Annotated in this window: 18 protein-coding genes and 2 pseudogenes; 15 read left to right on the forward strand and 5 right to left on the reverse strand. The window is 38.1% G+C overall.

Annotation, left to right across the window (positions count from 1 at the left end; all coding sequences use genetic code 11):
- The first annotated feature begins 184 nt into the window (after nt 1-184).
- The 3 genes from P4S65_RS11830 (at nt 185) to P4S65_RS11840 (ending at nt 2,878) form a co-directional block, all read left to right on the forward strand.
- Nucleotides 185-592: a hypothetical protein gene (locus tag P4S65_RS11830; RefSeq protein ID WP_096792882.1), complete on the forward strand. Its 408-nt coding sequence runs from the start codon at nt 185-187 to the stop codon at nt 590-592.
- A 159-nt stretch (nt 593-751) separates the two neighbouring features.
- Nucleotides 752-2,002: a cation:proton antiporter gene (locus P4S65_RS11835; RefSeq protein WP_337120222.1), complete on the forward strand. Its 1,251-nt coding sequence runs from the start codon at nt 752-754 to the stop codon at nt 2,000-2,002.
- A 468-nt stretch (nt 2,003-2,470) separates the two neighbouring features.
- Nucleotides 2,471-2,878, forward strand: coding sequence for a hypothetical protein (locus tag P4S65_RS11840; protein WP_306725264.1), 408 nt, complete (start codon nt 2,471-2,473; stop codon nt 2,876-2,878).
- A 382-nt stretch (nt 2,879-3,260) separates the two neighbouring features.
- On the opposite strand, the gene P4S65_RS11845 is transcribed toward P4S65_RS11840, so the two are convergent.
- Nucleotides 3,261-3,860: a hypothetical protein gene (locus P4S65_RS11845; protein WP_149604853.1), complete on the reverse strand. Its 600-nt coding sequence runs from the start codon at nt 3,858-3,860 to the stop codon at nt 3,261-3,263.
- A 146-nt stretch (nt 3,861-4,006) separates the two neighbouring features.
- Between P4S65_RS11845 and P4S65_RS11850 the strand changes: the two are divergent.
- The 11 genes and pseudogenes from P4S65_RS11850 to P4S65_RS11900 all read left to right on the forward strand — a co-directional run.
- Nucleotides 4,007-4,387 (forward strand): annotated as a pseudogene (locus P4S65_RS11850) (alpha/beta fold hydrolase); the annotation flags it as partial.
- 348 nt (nt 4,388-4,735) lie between these two features.
- Nucleotides 4,736-5,143, forward strand: coding sequence for a hypothetical protein (locus P4S65_RS11855; protein WP_096792885.1), 408 nt, complete (start codon nt 4,736-4,738; stop codon nt 5,141-5,143).
- Nucleotides 5,144-5,879: 736 nt separating this feature from the next.
- The gene (locus P4S65_RS11860; protein WP_337120223.1) at nt 5,880-7,391 is read left to right on the forward strand and encodes a hypothetical protein; all 1,512 of its coding nucleotides are present in this window, start codon (nt 5,880-5,882) and stop codon (nt 7,389-7,391) included.
- 354 nt (nt 7,392-7,745) lie between these two features.
- Nucleotides 7,746-9,875, forward strand: a complete 2,130-nt coding sequence (locus P4S65_RS11865) for a ferritin-like domain-containing protein (protein ID WP_337120224.1) — start codon at nt 7,746-7,748, stop codon at nt 9,873-9,875.
- 122 nt (nt 9,876-9,997) lie between these two features.
- On the forward strand, nt 9,998-10,891 hold the full coding sequence (gene bufB / locus P4S65_RS11870; RefSeq protein WP_337120753.1) for an MNIO family bufferin maturase: 894 nt from the start codon (nt 9,998-10,000) through the stop codon (nt 10,889-10,891).
- Nucleotides 10,892-10,914: 23 nt separating this feature from the next.
- Nucleotides 10,915-11,361, forward strand: coding sequence for an HvfC/BufC N-terminal domain-containing protein (locus tag P4S65_RS11875; RefSeq protein WP_337120225.1), 447 nt, complete (start codon nt 10,915-10,917; stop codon nt 11,359-11,361).
- Between the two features lie 162 nt (nt 11,362-11,523).
- Nucleotides 11,524-11,763 (forward strand): hypothetical protein, encoded by a 240-nt coding sequence (locus P4S65_RS11880; protein WP_337120226.1) that lies wholly within the window; start codon nt 11,524-11,526, stop codon nt 11,761-11,763.
- Nucleotides 11,764-11,948: 185 nt separating this feature from the next.
- Nucleotides 11,949-12,287: a hypothetical protein gene (locus tag P4S65_RS11885; RefSeq protein WP_007375493.1), complete on the forward strand. Its 339-nt coding sequence runs from the start codon at nt 11,949-11,951 to the stop codon at nt 12,285-12,287.
- Nucleotides 12,280-13,620, forward strand: coding sequence for an SPFH domain-containing protein (locus P4S65_RS11890; RefSeq protein ID WP_182755567.1), 1,341 nt, complete (start codon nt 12,280-12,282; stop codon nt 13,618-13,620). Before P4S65_RS11885 ends, P4S65_RS11890 begins: the two co-directional genes overlap by 8 nt.
- Before the next feature lie 152 nt (nt 13,621-13,772).
- Complete coding sequence (locus P4S65_RS11895; protein ID WP_007375491.1) at nt 13,773-14,039, forward strand: YrhK family protein; 267 nt, start codon at nt 13,773-13,775, stop codon at nt 14,037-14,039.
- A gap of 77 nt (nt 14,040-14,116) precedes the next feature.
- Nucleotides 14,117-14,632: a M23 family metallopeptidase gene (locus tag P4S65_RS11900; protein WP_306725272.1), complete on the forward strand. Its 516-nt coding sequence runs from the start codon at nt 14,117-14,119 to the stop codon at nt 14,630-14,632.
- A gap of 110 nt (nt 14,633-14,742) precedes the next feature.
- Here P4S65_RS11900 and P4S65_RS11905 read toward each other — a convergent pair whose 3' ends face one another.
- Nucleotides 14,743-15,690, reverse strand: coding sequence for a sodium-dependent bicarbonate transport family permease (locus P4S65_RS11905; RefSeq protein ID WP_337120227.1), 948 nt, complete (start codon nt 15,688-15,690; stop codon nt 14,743-14,745).
- Nucleotides 15,691-15,839: 149 nt separating this feature from the next.
- Here P4S65_RS11905 and P4S65_RS11910 point away from each other — a divergent pair, with 149 nt between their 5' ends.
- Nucleotides 15,840-16,784 carry a LysR family transcriptional regulator gene (locus tag P4S65_RS11910; RefSeq protein WP_337120228.1) on the forward strand — a complete coding sequence of 315 codons (945 nt, stop codon included), beginning with the start codon at nt 15,840-15,842 and terminating at the stop codon, nt 16,782-16,784.
- Nucleotides 16,785-16,803: 19 nt separating this feature from the next.
- Here the strand turns inward: P4S65_RS11910 and P4S65_RS11915 are convergent.
- The 3 genes and pseudogenes from P4S65_RS11915 to P4S65_RS11925 all read right to left on the reverse strand — a co-directional run bounded on the left by P4S65_RS11915 (nt 16,804) and on the right by P4S65_RS11925 (nt 20,766).
- A pseudogene (locus P4S65_RS11915) lies at nt 16,804-17,804 on the reverse strand (LacI family DNA-binding transcriptional regulator).
- A gap of 74 nt (nt 17,805-17,878) precedes the next feature.
- On the reverse strand, nt 17,879-19,405 hold the full coding sequence (locus P4S65_RS11920; RefSeq protein ID WP_033038334.1) for an MFS transporter: 1,527 nt from the start codon (nt 19,403-19,405) through the stop codon (nt 17,879-17,881).
- Nucleotides 19,406-19,437: 32 nt separating this feature from the next.
- On the reverse strand, nt 19,438-20,766 hold the full coding sequence (locus P4S65_RS11925; protein WP_337120229.1) for a GH1 family beta-glucosidase: 1,329 nt from the start codon (nt 20,764-20,766) through the stop codon (nt 19,438-19,440).
- Nucleotides 20,767-20,865 lie beyond the last annotated feature (99 nt).

The following is a 20,865-nucleotide window of genomic DNA, read 5'->3' on the forward strand; positions in this document are numbered from 1 at the left end:
AAGTTTCGTTGGTTGTTTTTATAAATATCAATTGTCGTAAATTAGTAATTTGGCATTAGACTAAAGTCTATAGATTAGATTTATTCACTTATTAGGTTTGTTTTAATCGTTTGTCGTTTTTGTGTTAATTCTCTAAAGTTCAGTTGTCGGCAACAAGCACGGCTAACTTAACAGGACAATAATCATGAAACTTACTCTTATCAAAACTATCGCTCTTAGCTCACTACTTACATGTTCAGCTGCTGCAATGGCTGAGCAAAGTGATTACAAATTAATGGTTATTGAAACTGCAACAGCGCCACAGCCACTTGAGCAATCATTTAACAGCTGTGCACTGAATGTTAAGTCAAAAAATTATGCAGAAGCTGAAACAATTTGTACACAAGCAATCGCGCTTTTAAAAGACGCAGATGGCCCTAAATTTAAAGTACGCCAACTTACATCGTTTGCATTAAGCAATCGTGGTGTTGCACGTTTAAAAGCGAACAACGACACTGCTGCACTTGCTGATTTATATGAAGCATCAAAATTATCTAACAGCACAATGGTATCGCACAACTTATCTCGCGCTAAAGAAGATCTTTCATTATAAGATTTATTAATAAAGTGCTTACTAAAGCATGATATAAAATAGCGACAGTACAAAAAAGCCATGTTAGGTTTACTCCTAACATGGCTTTTTTGTGTTTTAACAACACAAGTTTACGGACTTACTAAATAATAACTAATTTAATATTACGGATTAATAAAAATGGAACTTACAAGCAGCTTAACCATATTTGAAATTGGCGCGATATTTTTATCAATTACGGCGTTACTCACCTATGTGAATCACCGTTTTATTGGCTTGCCAATAACCATTGGTGTAATGGTTATTTCGATGGTGGTTTCTATTGCGGCTATATTTTTGAGCTTTTTAGGGTTTGATGATCTTATAGATTACGAAGTGAGCTTGCTCGATCAGTTAGATTTTACTGAAGTTTTGCTTGATGGCATGCTCTCTATGCTGCTTTTTGCTGGGGCGCTGCACGTAAATGTTAGCGATTTAAGGCGCTATAAATTGCCAATAGGCATTTTAGCCTGTGTGGGTACGTTGCTATCAACGGTTATTATTGCTGGCGCGCTTTATTTAGTACTTCCTTTGCTTGGTTTTGATTTAGCGTTTATTTGGTGTTTACTGTTTGGTGCATTAATTTCGCCAACCGATCCTATTGCGGTAATGGGAATTTTACAATCTGCGGGTGCGCCTAAAAGTATTGAAACCGTGATTGCGGGTGAATCGTTATTTAACGATGGTATTGGCGTGGTTATTTTTGTGCTTTTATTGGGTGTTTTATCAAGTGGTGATATTCCTACAACCTATTATGTAGCGCACACGCTGGCGGTTGAAGCGGGTGGCGGTATTGTTTTTGGTTTGGTATTAGGTGGTATTTTATATTACTTACTCAAAAGTATTGATAGTTATCAAGAAGAAGTACTACTTACTTTAGCGGGCGTTATTGGTGGCTATGCACTGGCAAGCCATTGGCATTTGTCGGGCCCACTTGCAATGGTAATGATAGGGTTAATGGTGGGCAATCATGGCCGTAGTATGGCTATGAGCGACAAAACACGCCATTACGTTGATTTGTTTTGGGAGCTAATTGACGAAATTTTAAATGCCATTTTATTTGTACTCATAGGGCTTGAAGTCGTCATGATTGCATTTTCGAGTAATTTATTTATTGCTGGTGGGTTAACAATTTTAATCGCCTTACTCGCACGTTTAATCGTTGTGGGTATAACAACCACTACATTTAATAAGCAATTAGAGTTGCCATCTGGCGCATGGAAAGTTTTAACCTGGGGTGGCTTGCGTGGTGGTATTTCGGTTGCACTGGTATTGCAATTACCTGATGGGAACGAGCGCGATATTTTATTAGCTCTCACTTATGCGGTTGTGGTGTTTTCTGTTTTAATTCAGGGTTTGAGTATTGGTAAAGTAGCCAAAACTATCCGTTAAATATAATTTTTTAAAAGCGTGTGAAATAGCTGTATTTCACACGCTTTTTATTACCTCTTATAAAAACAAAAAGGGAAGTGTGTGTTTCAAAACAGTTAATTCATTAATGATGAAAAGTTACTAGAGTCGAAATTATAAATACGTGACTTAGTATTGCATGTGATTAAATGTATAAATTTTTTTGATTGTTATTCAATTACGCTAAGGCAAGATGCTTAAAATAAAACGGACTAAATAAAAGCATAAATAATTATATACGTTCTAAAACGCAAGATAGCTATTTCAGACACAAGGGTTGGTGCGTAAGCTACTTAAATATATAGAAAAATGCTAACCGTATTAGACTAAGGTCTATAGGTTAATTTTCTTCACTTATTAGGTTTGTTTTAATCGTTTGTCGTTTTTGTGGTAATTCACTAAAGTTCAGTTGTCGGCAACAAGCACGGCTTAACCAACAGGACTACGACCATGAAACTTACACTTATCAAAACTATCGCTCTTAGCTCACTACTTACATGTTCAGCTGCTGCAGTAGCTGATGCAAGTGATTACAAATTAATGGTTATTGAAACTGCAACAGCGCCACAGCCACTTGAGCAATCATTTAACAGCTGTGCACTGAATGTTAAGTCAAAAAATTATGCGCAAGCTGAAGCAATTTGTACTAAAGCAATCGCGCTTTTAAAAGACGCAGATGGCCCTAGATTTAAAGTTCGCCAACTTACGTCATTCGCATTAAGCAACCGTGGTGTTGCACGTTTAAAAGCGAATAATGACACTGCTGCACTTGCTGATTTATATGAAGCATCAAAATTATCTAACAGCACAATGGTATCGCACAACTTAACTCGTGCTAAAGAAGAATTATCTCTATAAGGTCTTTTTATAAAGTGCTTATTAAAAGCATGATATAGATAGCGAGAGTAAAAAAGCCCATAATAGGTTAGCGCCTAATATGGGCTTTTTTGTGTTTTTTGGTTTATCGTACGAGATTGAATGATGCCTAAGTTAGAGTGGTTATATAATGAATGTGCTAGATAAATCAGATTATACAGAAGATTGCTGGTTTATAAGATAGGATAAACTATATTCACGAAGGTAGAAAATAATGAGAAGCCCCACAAAACCCGTGATGATTTATGAACAGTGGGTACAATTTTTTGAAACCATATTGGAAAATATTAAAATTACGTAAAGCCTGACTTAAGCTCAGGCTTTACGTGTCAGTAATGACCAGAGAAAACGTTAAAGACAATAATTAAAAATTACCTTCACATAAGATGAGTTGGCCTCCGCGAGAGCATGTTTGCATCATAGGCGGGTAAACTGTAGTTGATGTTTCTGTTACATTGCCATCGTTATCAGTTACTTTTAATTTAACTTCAGAGGCTGATGTAATATCAACATGACTTTTGGTTGTACTTTGGCCATTTACCCATTTCTCTACTTTTTGAACCTCGCCATCTCTATCGCTAAATGTAAATTGAGCAACTATAACCCCTGCAGCATAGTATGTGGTATCTGTTCTGCTATCGTAACTTTCTTCTACATAATGTCGGTTGATACTTGCTTTTGGAGTATATTGACAGGATTCATTTGATATTGTTTCGTATGCAGAATTAGGCAAGTTACTACTACAACGGTAGTTTTTCCATGAACCATTATCATATTTGTCCTGAATTATTGTATACCATTGGCTATAACTTTTAGAAACATATTCACTCAAAAAATGACCATCAAATGTACTACAACTTGCTAATCCGTAATAGTATTCTAATTGATTTGTTGTTGTTTCACATTTTACTTTTTTATCACCAGCAGCAGATGCCAAAAATGGCAATGCGAACAATAAAGACATAGTTGTTGAAGTTAAAAATTTCATAGTTACGTACCTGTATAGAAAACAAGCCTTTATGTTATCGAATTGTTTATTTTTTGTAAAGTGGGTGGCGCATTAATTTGAGGCTAAATTTTTAACTATATTAAATCGATTTTTGCATATAAGAGCACGATGTAGTTATTATCCGCTCGATTGATTTACCAAGCGCTGAAAAAGAAATTGCAGCTATAAAGCTCGACGATATGAAAAATGGAATGTCGAATCAGTATTTAGATTTTTGGTCAAAACGTCCACTACCTGATTATCCACAAATTGCTGACATACCCTTGACAGTAATTGCCTCAGTTAAAAAGTACAAAAAGCCATCTGTATTATTTTTTACCGACAAAGCGCGTGAAATGTGGGGCGACTTACACTCAAAGTGGGCTAATGCATTTCCTCAAGGTGAAATAGTAATAACAAATAAAAGCTATCACTACCCGCAAAATGATGAGCCAGAAATGGTTGTAGCCCAAGTAGTTAAGTTGCTTGAACGTACTAAATAAGGTGTTGGTTTGGTTGCTGATTGTATAAATACCAATTGCCGTAAATTAGTAGTTTGGCATTAGACTAAAGTCTATAGATTAGATTTATTCACTTATTAGGTTTGTTTTAATCGTTTGTCGTTTTTGTGGTAATTCACTAAAGTTCAGTTGTCGGCAACAAGCACGGCTAACTAATACCAATTTTATTAAAACATGATCATTTTAGCGAATTAAATAACTCACTAACTGCGTTAAAAATTACTTATATAGAACGACTATATTTCATAATTTTTTCCTTGTTATTAAGCTATTTTCTTGAGGCTAAAAACGCTCACTAATTTAAACAATTGGCATAACAGGACTACGACCATGAAACTTACACTTATCAAAACTATCGCTCTTAGCTCACTACTTACATGTTCAGCTGCTGCAGTAGCTGATGCAAGTGATTACAAATTAATGGTTATTGAAACTGCGACAGCGCCACAGCCACTTGAGCAATCATTTAACAACTGCGCACTGAATGTTAAGTCAAAAAATTATGCACAAGCTGAAGCAATTTGTACTAAAGCAATCGCACTTTTAAAAGACGCAGATGGCCCTAAATTTAAAGTTCGCCAACTTACGTCATTCGCATTAAGCAACCGTGGTGTTGCACGTTTAAAAGCGCATAATGACACTGCTGCACTTGCTGATTTATACGAAGCATCAAAATTATCTAACAGCACAATGGTATCGCACAACTTATCTCGTGCTAAAGAAGAGCTTGCTCTTTAATAATAACTTTATAGCCATTGATGGGCTGTTACGTTTTCGAGAATAACAAAACCCCACGTTAGGTAGTACTTAATGTGGGGTTTTGCATTTAAAACACATTCGTTTACAAAAACCACCTACTATGCAAACCTCTAACTTTAGGTACATATAGCCTGAATTAGAAAGTAACAGCTCCTTCTAGTTGTGCTTAATTAATCTGAACTCTGGATAGTAAATCTATCTCGAGCAGCTATTTTCAGCGCTAACTGCGTTGAATTTACTTGCAATAGGCCAGCTATTGAAGCGTAAATTCGTCTTGTTTCCACTGAGAATTTCTGGCTAGAGAAAAAAGCTTAAATATCATTATAATTCAATTCCTTAGTAAATATATTAACCAGGGTTTAGGTTAATTAACAAATATAAGTGCTTAAATTAACATTCCATGTAATGATATAGGTACAGGGCATGTTAACTTGTTGCCATCCCCCCATAAAAACTCAATAAATTTCTGTTGTTTAAATTTATACCAATCTGCATAAATCTTTGAGCTACATTGCACTATAACGTCGTTAAAAATTTTTTATTTAGAACAACTAGATAAAAAATTTTTGCCTAGTTCTAGCGTGATTTTCTTAACGTTAAATAGATCTCATATATAAGCAGATTGGTATTACTTATTTTTTATAAAAATAATTCATTTAATTTATAACAATATGATTTTTAATAATAATTAAAGTACAAAAAAGGAAGTCTTTGTATGTTTTTTAAAAAAAGTCAGTTAGCTATTTCATTAGCGTTTACGCTAGGCCTTGTTGGATGTGGCGGCGATGATAAAGCGAGCGTTGCAGAGCCCGTTGCAGAGCCCGTTGCAGAGTCTGTAGTAGTCAATGCAGACCCCGTGAAGGTAGACCCAGTAGAAGTTAACACCATCTCTCTTACTGGAAAGGTTATTGATGGCTATGTATCTGGTGCAATAGTATGGCTAGATATTGATGGCGATGGTATTTTTGACGAGCAAACAGAACCTTCTGTAGTCTCTGAAGAATCGGGTAATTATAGTTTTAATTTTACAGAAGAGCAGGCGCTGTGTGTGCCGTATTCAACTATGTATGTTGATGTACCTGTTGGCGCAATTGACGAGGATTTAGGAGAGGTGACACAAGCGTATCAAATGTCATTTCCGCCCTCAATTGAAGCTTTGACTGATGAAGATATTCGAAATATATCCCCTTTAACAACCGTTATTTGGGAGCAGTTGAGCCTTCAATTACAAAAAAGTGGTAACAATAATTTAAGTTGTGATGCACTTAAGGAAAATATTGAGCTACTTGCAAACCTTCAAAGCGAAATAACAAATGTAATGCAAAACTTGGTTGCGCATTATAATTTGTCGACGGAACAAATTTACTCAGATTTTATCGCTACTAACGACAGCGACGCTTACGACAGAGCACAAGCAATTGTTAAGGGGTTAAAAGCGGCCTATAAATTCAAGCAAGAGCTAGATGCTCAGTTTCCTGATGCAGAAGAAGTAAGAGCAGTGATTTACCAAGACACAGCAAAAGATGCAGAGTATGGGTTTGAAAATGCATGGTACCGCGACAAAGTTATTTTTGCGGGCACTGAGTTTTTTCATGAGCAAGTAAAGCTTAAAAATACAGACGAACTCGATAAAATTGATTTTATTTTAACTCAACTTCAATCAATAGATACGCCTTGGGGCGAAGAGTCGTTAAATGGAAAATTAAGAGTTAGAGATGATGTATACATTAACGTCGATCGTACTTACCGATGCTCTAGTATTGAGAACGTTAGTTTTGAGAAAAGTAATGTGCGTTACAGCGTTGATAATACAAGCCCGTCGGTTAACTTCCCAACAGCGGATGAATGCGTTAGTTCTAATTTAGATACACCGTTCGAGCGAGGTTTTAGCATTAGCTATACTGAGTCGGGATCGTTTTACCAAACTGACTTTGCCTTTAGAGAGGAAAATGCCGACTTTCAAACATTATCTGATTGGGTAAATGTTAAAGACAAAGCTGCTGATTTAGACACTCAAGATTTAGTTACTGTACTCGCTGCTATGCCCTATAAGTTTGATGACGAAACATCTATTGATGCTAGCTTTTGGCGTAAATACAAAACCACAGACAACGTACGTATTATTAAAACAATTGAAGGGCAATGGTTTAGAGAGACTCGCCGAGAAGATGGAACAACGCTGTATGAATGCGGTGAAAACGGTGTTGATTGGGGGCCATGCGAATAGTTTCTCCTTAAAGTATGAATGTTAATTATTTATGCTAATTAACCTGAACTCTGGATAATAAATCTATCTCAAGCGGCTATTTTCAGCGCTTTGGATAAAACGACAAAATGTTCAACATTAAAAACCACGTTAGGTTAATACCTACCGTGGTTTTTGCTTTTAACTAAATGTCCTTATAAATCATTTGGTTATGTGGTTTTAATCTCAGCTGTAACGCATGTAATATTGGTGTAATAGTAAGATTTTATCCCGTACGCTAAAGTATTTTAGAAGGAACATATTTAAAAATACTTAAATGATCCGTGTTTAAGTTTTTAAGGTGTTCGGGGTATTAATATCTAGGAGAAAACTACAATGCAGCAAGAAGCAATAACTAAACTTAAAAACCGTAACATTAGTCACCTCAAAGCCGATTTAGCGTGCGTAAAAGCAATAGCTCAAGCTGCTATAAATGTTGAGCTTTTCACTATTCCGATTTATATGGTATCGCTTTATTCTATAAAGGGAATGCATCAAATTAACAGTGCCGGGAGTAAACTTTACACTGGGCGCTGGTGGCCAGGCTCTGGTGCAACGGCCGCAACTAAGGAAAAACCACTAACAACCAATGAAAATGTGTTTAATAAGGTATACAGCGTTTTTATTGAAGAGATGTTGCATCTACAGTTAGCTTCTAATATGGCTAGCACGATAGGTGTCACGCCTATTTTTACAAGTAAAGCATTACAAAGCGACGATTATGGTTGGCATTGTTATAAAGCAAATTCAACATTAATACCGCATATCTTAGATTTTACAGACTGGAAGGGCAAAGATCCTGATTTAAGTAAGTTAACAGTAGAGCTGAGGGCAATGAATGAGGCGCAGGTCGATCTTTTTTTAGCGATTGAAGAAAAAGCTGAGCGTGGACATGAGATGTTATTTAACCCTCCAGTAAAGCGGAAAAACGGCGATGTGGGAACGAAGTATTTTGAATCAGCGCCATTTAATTGGTTTACACCGAGTATGGGAGAAACTGATTTACCATTATTTGGCTCTATTGGTCATATGTACTTGTGTTATTGGGATTACTTAGAGATTACTTATTCCGATGGTAGTCATTTACTATCGCACTTAATTTCACCTGCAAAAGACAATGGCTTACAGCGAGATCAATTTAATAATACCCCACCGAGAGAAGCTAAGCAGTATCCAGGTATTAAAACTGAAATAGAATGTACAACTCAAGATTTGAATAACGTAAAACTACAGCTCATCAATAATATTAATGCTATTACTGACCAAGGTGAAGGTGATGATGTGGTTAAAACGATTATAGAGCGTTGGATAACCGAGCCTTGGGCGGTTTCGTTTGAGAAAGCTCAAACAAAAAAAGCGGGTATGCTCAGTAGCGTGCAATCTAAGTTTCAGCCGAGTAAAGAGGGCTTAATTAAAGATTACCCAGGGTATGATGATCAAGGTAATCCTACAGCGGCTGCATCAGGCTCTGCTCAAGCGCGCTTTGATAATGGGGGGAAAGATCATTTTGAACTATTCGACGAAGTTAAAAGCTTAATAGCTAAAGATGATTATATTACCTGGGATGTATGGCATGAAAATAACCCAGATAAACCTTGGAATGATGCAATGCTAGGTATTGATGGTGCACCTCACCTACCTAAAACATCCGATATTGCAGCGGCTTTAAATCGATTAGGTTCACCAGCAGAAATAGATAATACGTTTACTATTTTTAGCTCTTCTGCTGTTGGTACCATTAAAGGAATTACAACATCACTGAACAAATATTGGGCTGATCCTAAGTCACAATTTCCTTCGCCTGCGATGGGTGGCTCTGGAGATCGTGTTTCTATTTGTTGGGCTGTTACGGGCCGTTGTCCTGATCTAGTTACAGGCATTGAAAATCAAACAAAACAACAGTTGTATCATGCGTGTCAAGGTATGGCGATAGATGAAAGTAGTGGTGATGATAAGAATGTGTGTGCTGATAAATTGGCGTATCACAGCTGTAAAGGGTCGAACGAGTGTAAGACACAAGGTGGTTGTGGCTTTGTGCAAAGCGCAACGGGTGGCGGTAATTGCGGTAGTTCTGCGGCAGCAGGATTAAAAAGCGCGCCAGCAGATAATTTATGTGGCAGTTTGGGAGGTTGCGCTGTGCCTATTTCAGCATCACAACTTTACCCTGCACAAAGTGATGCTAATTATGAAATGCAGTTATATAAATTTGGTGAAGCCCCACACTTTCATGCACAAGAAATACAATGGCCAGAATTAGTTGCAAGAGATATGTTACCTCCTACTGTTGTTGAAAAAAACTCTATGCCTTATCACCAAGGTGAAGCTGTTTACGATGTTGCATGGCGCAGCTACTGTGCTGCAAAAGGTTTGGTGAAAGTGCAAGGTAGTGGCCATAATAAATCCATTCATATTCCTTCATCGCCGGCACCATCTGATATTCGTTTGGTATTACCGCCTTCAACTTAAGCGATTTTTTCAATAGCAAAATTAGTGTAATCAATTCAGTGCACCATTACACAGCTATAAACCGTAAGGCTCCTTTATGGGGGCTTTACTCATTTATAAGGACCAACATTTTGACGAAAAATATGCTTAATTTAGAGCCATTGGGATTTGGGGTTGGATTAAGAACACAGCATTTCCCTTATCTCATGAATGAAAAAGACTGGGGGATTGATTGGTTTGAAATAATTAGTGAAAATTTTATTGATAATTATGGCTATGCTCGTCACGTATTAGAAGAAGTCCGTGCAAAAAAACCGATTGTAATGCACGGTGTGTCAATGAACATTGGCAGTACAGATCCCTTAAATCAGGTATACCTTGAAAAGCTAAAAAAACTTGCTCATGAAATCGAACCTGAATGGATTTCAGATCACCTTTGTTGGACAGGTACAATGGGTGTTAATAGTCACGATCTTTTACCTATGCCACTAACTAAGGAAAGTTTTCAGCATGTGGTTTCAAGAATTCATTATGTGCAAGATTTGTTACAACGCCCATTAATACTTGAAAACCCTTCTAGTTACTTAGAATTTCAACAAAATACTTTTACTGAATGGGACTTTTTAACAGAACTAGTTAATCAAACTGGCTGCGGACTGTTGCTAGATGTAAATAATGTTTATGTGTCATCTTATAATCATGGTTATGACCCTGAAACATTTATTAAAAATCTCCCTCATGATCACATTGTGCAGATACACCTAGCAGGACCCACATTAATGGGGGACTGCCTTATTGATACGCATGACAGACCCGTGCCTGAAAAAGTGTGGTATTTATATCGACTGGCTCAGTCACTTGCTGGCGGTAATATTGCTACTTTATTAGAATGGGATGCCAATATACCTGACTTTCCTACGTTAGTGACTGAATTGAATAAAGCGCGTTCAGTTCTTAGAGGTGTCATGCCAAGCACAGATAATATTTTTAGTACAATGAATGACACAATAGCACTCTCTACTCCAATAGTCCGTTAAATAACATATGGTTAGATTAAAGTATGAATGAAGTAACGCTGAAGAAAACACAAGAATGGATGATGACGATGTTAGTTGTACGTGGCGATCTTAGAGAAAAAGTGATGCAAGCTTCTGCACATACTGATTTATCTTGGGAGTTATTAACCGAAGGTAAAGAAAGATCAACATTTTTTCGCCGCTTAAACATATATGCTGCAGGGTATGTTATGCGCTTAGTTGAATGCTTAAAATCTGAATATCCAACTCTTGAGAGCTTTATGGGGGAAACAGTTTTTGCAGATTTTGCAAAAGCATACATTGTTACTCTTCCCTCGGAAAAGCCAAGCTTGTATGACTTAGGTGCTGGATTTTCACTGTTTCTTCAAAGTACTCGCCCAGAAGGTAAATATAGCTCTGAGGAGGAAGCCTTTTTTCTTTGCCGGCTGAAATTTCTCGTGTTGAGCGAGCGCAGGCGGAGGTATCATTAGCTAAAGGATTTGAAGGAGAGCAAGATGAACTCGCTGTATTAGATTTTTTCGATACTACAACAAAAGCTTACTGTAAAAACACCTCCTTGTTTACGTTTAGTTGAATTAGCTTACCCAATTATACCATTGATGGAAAAGCTCCAATTACATGATGGATATGATATGCCTGTAGCAAAATTAAATTTTGTCGCTTTGTCTCGTATTAATTATAAATTAAGTACATTAGCGCTTGAATCTTGGCAGTTTGAATTTTTAAAAGTGTGTGAGCAAGAGCCTCTTTTATCAAATTGTATTGAAATTACGTCAAAAGTCACTGGTTTAGATAAAGGTGATTTATTAGCGCGTTTATTGTTCTGGCTGCCCAACGCTACTGTGCATGGATTACTTAAAGTAACTTATTAATATAATCAAAAATATCACTTTATTCCGGCTTTTAAATTACAGCTTAAACTCTATTTTATTTATTAAACACTTTTTAATCTGTTTTTTACCTAGCATTACTGTAAAATTATCGGCTTAACATTTGTATAGCAATGTTTACAATTGTTATTGCTCGTTAAGTATTTAAACTAATTTAAGTAGAGCTTATGATTTTTTACATTATAGGGTTAAGTTTACTTGTTATTATTTTATGCGTTGCGCTTTATGTAATTTACAGCAATATAAATAAAAGTCGAGTAAGAAAATCCAAGGAATACAACGTACTGTTTGATAAAGACACGATAGTGGATGATTTAATCACTCAACTAACAGAAAAAAATCAAACACAAGAAAACCAAGATAAAACAGCTAAAGGTAAAGAAGAAATCCTTGCAACATTTGTTGAGTTACATCGCTCTGGTAGCTTTTGCGCACATTTGAGTGAACAGGAAATTATTTACTTTGTTAAAAAGAAATTAAACATGGAGAGTAATAAAAATGGATAGCGAAAAAGCAGTCCCAGCAGTAAAAAGTGACTCATTTATGAGTCGATTTGGTCGTCGTAATGTAATTATAGTGTCATCAATTGTTGTTGTACTAGCGGTAATTGCAACGCTTACATCGCAAGTTGTTTCGTGGAATGAAGCTGATGAGCGTTTAGTACATCAATCGGCTTTTACAGGTAACTTAACCGTAATAAATCAAGCAGGCCCATACTTAAAAGCGTTTGGTAGTACATCAGCTTATAAAAAAGTAATTTCGATTAATTTTACGGGCGATGCCGGTGCAACAGCAAGCGCAATTGTGCCGTTAATACCAATTCGATTTTTAGATACCACAACGGGCGGCGCACGCGGTGTATCGCGTTTTAGGTTACCAGGTAATGTACCAGCAGCTGAGTCGGGTGCTCTACGTGGTTTACTTAAAATCCACGAAGAGTTTGGTTCACAAGAAACATTAATATCTAATTTATTGATGCGTGCAACTACAGAAAACGTAAAAGCATCGGCGCGTATGATGTCGGTAGAGCAACATTACTCTGGTGGTAATGGTCAATTAAGCCAAGATTTTGCTGATCAATTAACCAACGGTATTTTTGTTACTGAACAAATTATTAGTACCGGTGAGCGCGATAAATCTGACGATTTAGGTAATTTAAGTAAACAGCAGCGTGTCACTATTAATATTAAAATGGACGATGAAGGTAATTCGCTACGCAACGCTCCTATTTTAGGCGCATATGGTATTACAGTCGTTGATGCCAGCATTATTGATATTGATTATGAGAGCAAAGTAAATGCTCGCCTTGAAGCCCAAAAGCAAGCAGCTGCTGATGAAGCACTAGCGCGTCAAAACCTTAAAAAAGCTGAGCAACAAGCACGTACTGAAGTGGCTTTAGGTGAACAAGCAATTGCTAAGCAACGTGCTGAATCTGAAAAGCTAAAAATTAAAGAGCAAATTGATGCTGAACGAATTAAGGCAAATGCCATTATTTCTGCGCAGCAACGAGTGGCTGTAAAAGCGGAGCTTGCAAAAGAGCAAGAAGAGATTTTAAAGCAACAACGTTTAGAAGCATTAGGTATGGATGTTTTAGCTGAGGCTCGTTTAAGAGCTAAGTCTGCTGCACTTGATCCAAAGTATGTATTTGATGAAACGCTAAAAGCAGAGGTTAAAATTCAAACTGCTTTATTTACAAGCTTAGGTAATAGCCGTTTAGTGCCTGAAATTGTAATAGGCGCAGGCCAAGGTGAGCAAAGCAATGGATCTGAGTTTATGCGCTTATTAGCCGCCGATGCAGCATTGAGTCTTAAAAAGCGTTTAGAAAAAGAGAAAAAATAAACGATTAGTTAAGTATTGCACAAACAATAAAAACGTTGGCTGATTTGCATTGGCCAGCGTTTTTTATTGCGTAAATTTTGTTATTGTATGGCGCGGCTTAGCTTGTGAAAACAAGCTTTTTAAATTATGAAATAAAAGAGTGAGCAGTACTTATAGATTCCAGTAATCAATTTATTTTAGATTTAGGGCAAGAGCATATTACCATTCAGCGACGATATGAAGCGCTGGGAGCGTTTAACGATTTTTTGATTGCTGTGTGGTTTTTAATTGGCAGTTTTTTCTTTTTAAATGACTCACTAATAGAAAGTGGCACATGGCTGTTTATAGCGGGCAGTGCTCAATTACTTATCAAACCTGTTTTGAAGTTGATCAGCTTAGTACATGTTAGTCGGGTGTTTCATTCAAATAAAACACCATAAATATGACTCATGATGAGTTCAGTTAATATAACTAATAATTTACCTGTATAAGTTATTTAAATATCAAGGATAGAGCATTGAAAGCACTTAAGTGGATTGCAATTGGAATAGCTACTTTATTAATTATAGGCTTGCTAATTCCCGAAAAAATAATGATTCCGGTACAAGGTGCCACAAGTAAAGATTGGAACCATAACACGTTTTGGTACGAGCCTTGGGGTAGGTCGGGTGTGCACAAAGGAATTGATATTTTTGGCACAAAAAATACCCCCGTAGTTGCCTCAACAAGCGGTGTTGTTATATTTGCAGGTGAGCTAACCCGAGGTGGTAAAGCGGTTGCAGTACTTGGGCCTAAATGGCGTATACATTATTTTGCGCATTTAAATGACTACTCGGTAAGTACAGGTGATGTGGTAAGCATAAACAGTCAAATTGGTTTACTGGGCGATACTGGAAATGCCGCAGGGAAACAGCCTCATGTGCATTATTCTATTTTATCGTTAGTGCCCATGCCGTGGCTTTTTACAACGCAAAATCAAGGGTGGAAAAAGATGTTTTTTTTGAGCCCACATAAAAAATTAACGATTAAGTGACCATTGTATTTACTATAAAATGACCTTTTAAATTTAGCTGTTAATCCCGTATAAAATGGGCTTAACAGCTTCAAAGTAATAAATTTTAATTGTTAATACTGATTTTTCGTTTACTGCATTGCTACTGCGAGCTGGTGGTATAAACCAATACCAACAATCACATTAAACGGGAAAGTTACACCGAGTGAACTCAGCATAGCAAGACCAATATCGGCTTTAGGGATTGCCGCCTTTATTGCAGCGGGTGCGGCTATGTATGAGGCGCTGGCTACTAAGCTGCCTAAAATAACTACCGAGCCTAATTCTAAATTTAAAAGTGTGCCTACTGCTGTGCCAATCGTGCCTAAAAATAGCGGGGTGACGATAGCAAATACCGCTAGTTTCCAATGCTTCCAAGGGATAGGGCGTAGAGTTTGCGCGGCGACTAAACCCATTTCTAGTAAAAATAATGCAAGTACAACTTTAAAGCTACTGGTTAAAAGACTAGTTACCTGGCTGCCTTGCACCGTGCCGTACATCATACCTATTACTACACCGCCAACGAGTAAAATCACACTTTTGTTCGTGAGAGTTTCGTGCCAAAGGGCTTTTAACGACAGCTCATTATTTTGGCCGTTTTCTTTATCAAGCTTTCGGTAAAGCAATAAACCAACAATAATTGCAGGGAGTTCTAGCATCACTAAATACAATGTTACTTCTGCACCTACTACTAATTTAGCCGACTCGGCATAGGCGAGCGCAACAGCAAATGTACCAGCACTCACTGAGCCGTAATGTGCGGCAATGCTGGCGCTATTAGCAACAGAGAGTTTAATCACGTATTTTAAAATAAGGTAAAGCATAAGGGGTATAAGTGCACCAAGGAGCATAACCGATCCCATTTCGGGCAGTAGTTGCCAGCTTAAGTTACCGTGCAGCACCATACCGCCTTTTAAGCCGATAGTTAACATAAGCAATAAGCTTAATGTGTCGTAGGTGGCTTTTGGAATGGCCAAATCAGAGCGTAAAATACCCGCTACTAATCCTAAAATAAAAAACATAACAACAATATCTGGCACTGGCTTTCCTTACTAGTTGGTAAATTAAGTAGCGCTATTGTAGATAAAACTTTGTATAGTAAATAATAAAATAAATACGAGTTAGTTATAGGTGTTTATCTATGGGTTGCTTATTAGATAACTATTATTAGGTACATTATGAGGTAGGTATGGATTTACGGCATATATCGTTTAGGTTGCTTGAAGTATTTATGAGCGTGGTTAAAACGGGTTCAATAAGCGAAACCGCAAGGCGTTTACATCTAACACAGCCAACGGTATCGCTACAAATAAAGCGACTGCAAGAAGCGGTAGGCGAGCCACTACTTCTTATACAACAGCAAAAGCTACATGTGACCGATGCAGGACTTGAACTGTTTAAAATATGCCAACAGGTGTTTGGACATTTTGAAGACTATCAAGATTTTTTAACCGAGCTTAATGGTGGATCGCGCGGCCGTTGTAAAATTGCAATGGTTAATACGGCGCAATATATTTTACCAAAACTACTTGGACCTTATAGTAATTTACATCCCCATGTTGAGCTCCCGCTTGAAATAGGTAACAGGGCTGAGGTACTTGATAGGTTTGAGCGAGGAGAGGACGACATTTATGTATTTAGCCACCCGCCGTCGCTTGAACACGCACAAGCTGCGCGTTTTTTGCATAATCCACTGGAATTTATAGTGCCGCTAAACCACCCGTTAGCTCATGTAAAAGCCGTTAAATTAACTGATTTAATGCAGTATCGTTTTTTACTACGAGAAAATGGCTCAGCAACACGTATGTTATTTGAAAGCGAGTTACAAAGCCGAGGGTTAGTGCTGAGCGATAGCGTGCAAATGGCGAGTAATGAAGCAATACGCGTCGCGGTTGCATCGGGGATGGGCATTGCGGTTTTATCACGCCATGTACTTGCAACAGACGATACTAGTTTTAAAATTTTAAACGTAACCAATGCACATCTGGCGAGTCATTGGTATTTTGTAATGCGAACAGATAGGCACATATCGCATGCTGCACGTAACTTTTTAAAGTTTGCGCAGCAGCACGTAGAGCAATATTTAGATACGCAGTGGGTGCGCAATGAGTTACATAACTTAGATTTAAACTAGATTTAAATTAGGTTTAAAGTTAATTAATATCCGGTGTTGAGTCTCTTAAAATAAGCTTTGGCTGAAACACGTGCTTTACTGTTATGCCGCTCTTTTTATAAATATCTTTAAGTACTAAGTTAGCCGCAGCTCGGCCCATTTCGGGAACTGGGTTATCTATTGTAGTCAGTGTTGGGTAGAGGTAATTGGTAAAAATTACGTTATCGAACCCAATAATGGCTAAATCTTTTGGTAGGTTAAAACCGTGTTCGCGGGCGTATTTCATGGCACCCGATGCCATTTCGTCATTGGCACATACAAGGGCGGTTATTTGCGCTTTGTTTTGAATAAAATGCCTTAAGCCGTCGCTGCCGCCGGTTTCTTTAAAGTCGCCTATGTAAAATAGCTTTTCGTCAAAGGTTAGGTTGTATTCTGCTAATGCCTGTTTGTGACCTTTTAAACGATTTGACGCATCTTCTTTAAACTGTGGGCCTGCTATGTACGCAATGTTTTTATGACCTTTGTTGATCATGGCTTTAGTGGCTAAGTAGCCGCCCATTACGTTGTCGAGGCTAATGCAGTTTTCTTCAATTTCTTTAACGTAGCGGCTCATTAAGTAAATAGGGGTTTTGCCTTTACTTAACTCAATTAGATACTCGTTTGATACCGCTTCTACGTGGGCAATAATAGCGTCGCAATTACGGCCTATTAAAAATTCAAAACCGCTTTTTTCTTTTTTCTCGTCACTGTGCCCAGGCGTAATAATAACGTGTTTACCCGCAATACGAAGGTGCTCTTCAATGGCTGACATCATTTGACCAAAAAACGGACCATCCAACTCAGAAACTAAAATACCGACGCTGTTTGTAGTGCTAGACGCCAAAGAGCGAGCAATAGAACTTGGCTGATAGCCTAGCTCTTTCATTGCTTCTAATACCTTTTTTTAGTTTTTTTGCTTACGTAGTCGTTGTCGTTAAGTACCCTTGAAACAGTTGATAAAGACACACCTGCCATTTCTGATACTTGATAAATTGTCGCCATTGATGTCCTAGCTTATATGTGTTTTTAATCGCGCTTTATAAAATATAAAGTGCGAAGGGTCATTAAAAGTTAATTTACACATTACTGCGTCTAATTGCTAAGTCTTCTGTTATTTTTTGCGTCATCGCTGAAGTTAGTGGATAAATAAGCATCAATGCGGCGCCTAAAAAAGCAAATGCGGCAGGTATCCAGCTCATAAGTAGCTGCATACCAGGTAGGGCTTGCGTAATTGTTAGCTCATCCATGCCGTTATAGCCGTAGCCTGCAAGTACCACTAATACTAAAGCACCTGCAAAACCACCACCGGTTTTTTGCACAAATGTACCCGCAGAATAAATAAGGCCAGTAGCGCGGCGTTTGTTTTTCCACTCTGAATAATCGGCTGAATCGCCAAGCATACTAAAAAATAATGTTGGCATCATCGCGGCAAAAAATTCAGCAGCGCAACCAAAGGTAAATACAGCGACCAGGTTATCGCTAGGCACCCAGTAAAATGCAGTAGTGAGTATGCCGCTTAGCATTAATGATGCTATAAATAGGTTTCGTTTACCCATAATTTCGGCCAGTTTACCCGTGGCAAGTGCGCCTAATATAGATACAACCAACAAGGCAATAAAGTATTGCCCAGCCATAAGTTCATTGGCTACGTGGTACTTAAAGTAGTACGCAATTACACCGTATTTTATGCCATTAAACATCATGGTTAAAAAACCAATGCCGAGTAACACCAACCAAGGTTTATTGGTCAGAAGATCAACCATATCGCGCTGTGATCCCGTTAAACTTTGCTTATCTTTATTGAGTAGTTTTTTAATAACGAATGTCATTGCAGCCATAACAAGGGCAAAAAATACGCCGCTGTATAAATCGCGGTAATAAAAAAACAGGGTGGTAGCAAGCAAAGGTAGGATTATAAATGGCAGGCTTTTGGTTAAATCAAACAACTCTGATTTTAAATTCCCTTCATTTGAGGCGTGCGGTGTTACACGCTCTTTGGTGGTAGCAAACGTTATAATCATTAAAATAATAAGTAAGCTGGCAAATAAGTACATAGTAAGCTGATAGCCTTTGGCGTTGTCGCCGCCACCAAAAAATGCCACTAGCTCAGGTAAAAAACCCATAACCAATAAGCCACCAGTAAACGCACCTGCAAACCTAAAACCAGAGAGCTTTGTGCGTTCTGTATCGTCTGGTGTCATAACGCCCATAAGTGCCGAGTAGGGCACGTTACTTACTGTGTAAGCAAGCGTTAAACCTATGTAAGTTACGTAGGCATAAATAAGTTTATTGGTGGTGCTAAAGTCGGGTGTAGTAAAACACAACACCATAAACAAGCCCAAAAATGGTGCGGAGTAGAGTATCCACGGGCGAAATTTACCAAAGCGCGACTGCGTTCTGTCGGCAATCATACCCATAATAATATCGGTTACGCCATCAGACAGCCTTACCACCAAAAACAACATGGCAGCGGCGGCTGCCGATATGCCAAATGTATCGGTGTAAAACACCGCTAAATAAGCAAGCGCGCCGCGCCATACTAAGTTAGCGCCGGCATCGCCCATGGCGTAACCGACTTTTTCGTATAAAGGGAGTTTGTTCACAGTGTGTGTTCTTATTGTTATAAGCCGATAAATTATCGGCTAGTTATTAGGTTACTGTACGCTTTACCGCTGGCTTTAACAGTTCGTTTTTGTGTGTTGTAGTCTACGTGTACTATTCCAAAACGCTTTAAATATCCTTCTGCCCATTCAAAGTTATCCATTAGGCTCCACGCAAAGTAACCATCTACTTTTACGCCTTGCTTGGTTGCGTTATGTAGGGCATTTAAATGTTCGTGGTAATATTCAATACGGTCGTTGTCTTCTACTTCACCGTCTTTAAATTCGTCAGCCATGGCTGCGCCGTTTTCGGTAATATAAATAGGCGGTAGGGTGTATTTTTCGTTTAACGATACAAGTAATTCTGTCAGCGCTTTAGGATAAATTTCCCAGCCTATATCGGTCATTGGCGCTTTATGTGGCAGCTCATGGTAAAAGTCGGTTTCGCTTGCTTGATAATGCATGCGGGTATAAAAGTTAACCCCTAAATAATCCAGCGGTTGAGCAATTATTTCCATGTCGCCATCTAAAATATCTGGGCGGTGGGCGTTAGGTAATTGCTTAATAATATCAGGGTATTTACCTTGCATTACAGGCTGCATGTACCATTGGTTTATATAGTCATCAGCAAATGCAGTGGCTTTTAAATCGTCTTCACTATGGGTAACTGAGTAACAAGGCGTAAAGTTAAGTACAATACCGTTTAGTGTATTTGGGCTATTTTTAGCAAGTACTTGCATAGCCAAACCGTGACCCAGTAATAAGTGGTGCGCGGCTTTGCGACCAAATTCGCAACCTACTATGCCAGGCGCATGTACGCCTATTTCGTAACCTAAGTAAGAGCTGCAAAAAGGCTCGTTTAAGGTGGCGTAAGAGTGCACACGTTCCCCAAATGCTTTGGTAATTAAATCTGTGTAATGTGCAAATTCGTAAGCGGTGTTACGGTTTAGCCAACCGCCTTCATCTTCAATATGTTGTGGTAAATCCCAGTGGTATAGCGTTACAAAAGCTTTAATGTTACGGCGTTTTAATTCATCTAAAATGTCGGTATAAAACTTAACGCCTGTCGGGTTTAAGTGACCGCTTTTAGTCATTACGCGCGGCCACGAAATCGAAAGTCTATAAGCGTCTACACCTAATGATTCAATTAAGTTTATATCGTCTTTCCAGCGAGTGTAGTGCTCGCAGGCTACATTGCCATTTGAATTATCGACTATTTTGCCTTCTTTACTGCAAAAGGTATCCCAAATACATGGCAAGCGATCAGCTGCGCCGCCTTCAATTTGAAATGAGGCCGTAGCTACACCATAAGTAAAATTTTTGGCTAAAAGTGGTGAGCCACTAGGTAAAGATAATTGTTTCATTAAGAGAAAACCTCTGCTTCTTTTTTGGTAAAGTTTGCTTTGTATAGAGCGTATATTAAATTCATTATTGGAAGCGCTTCCATATTTAATTTGATTAAT

The sequence above is a fragment of the Pseudoalteromonas sp. B131b genome, assembly GCF_037162545.1.
Taxonomy (GTDB): domain Bacteria; phylum Pseudomonadota; class Gammaproteobacteria; order Enterobacterales; family Alteromonadaceae; genus Pseudoalteromonas; species Pseudoalteromonas fuliginea.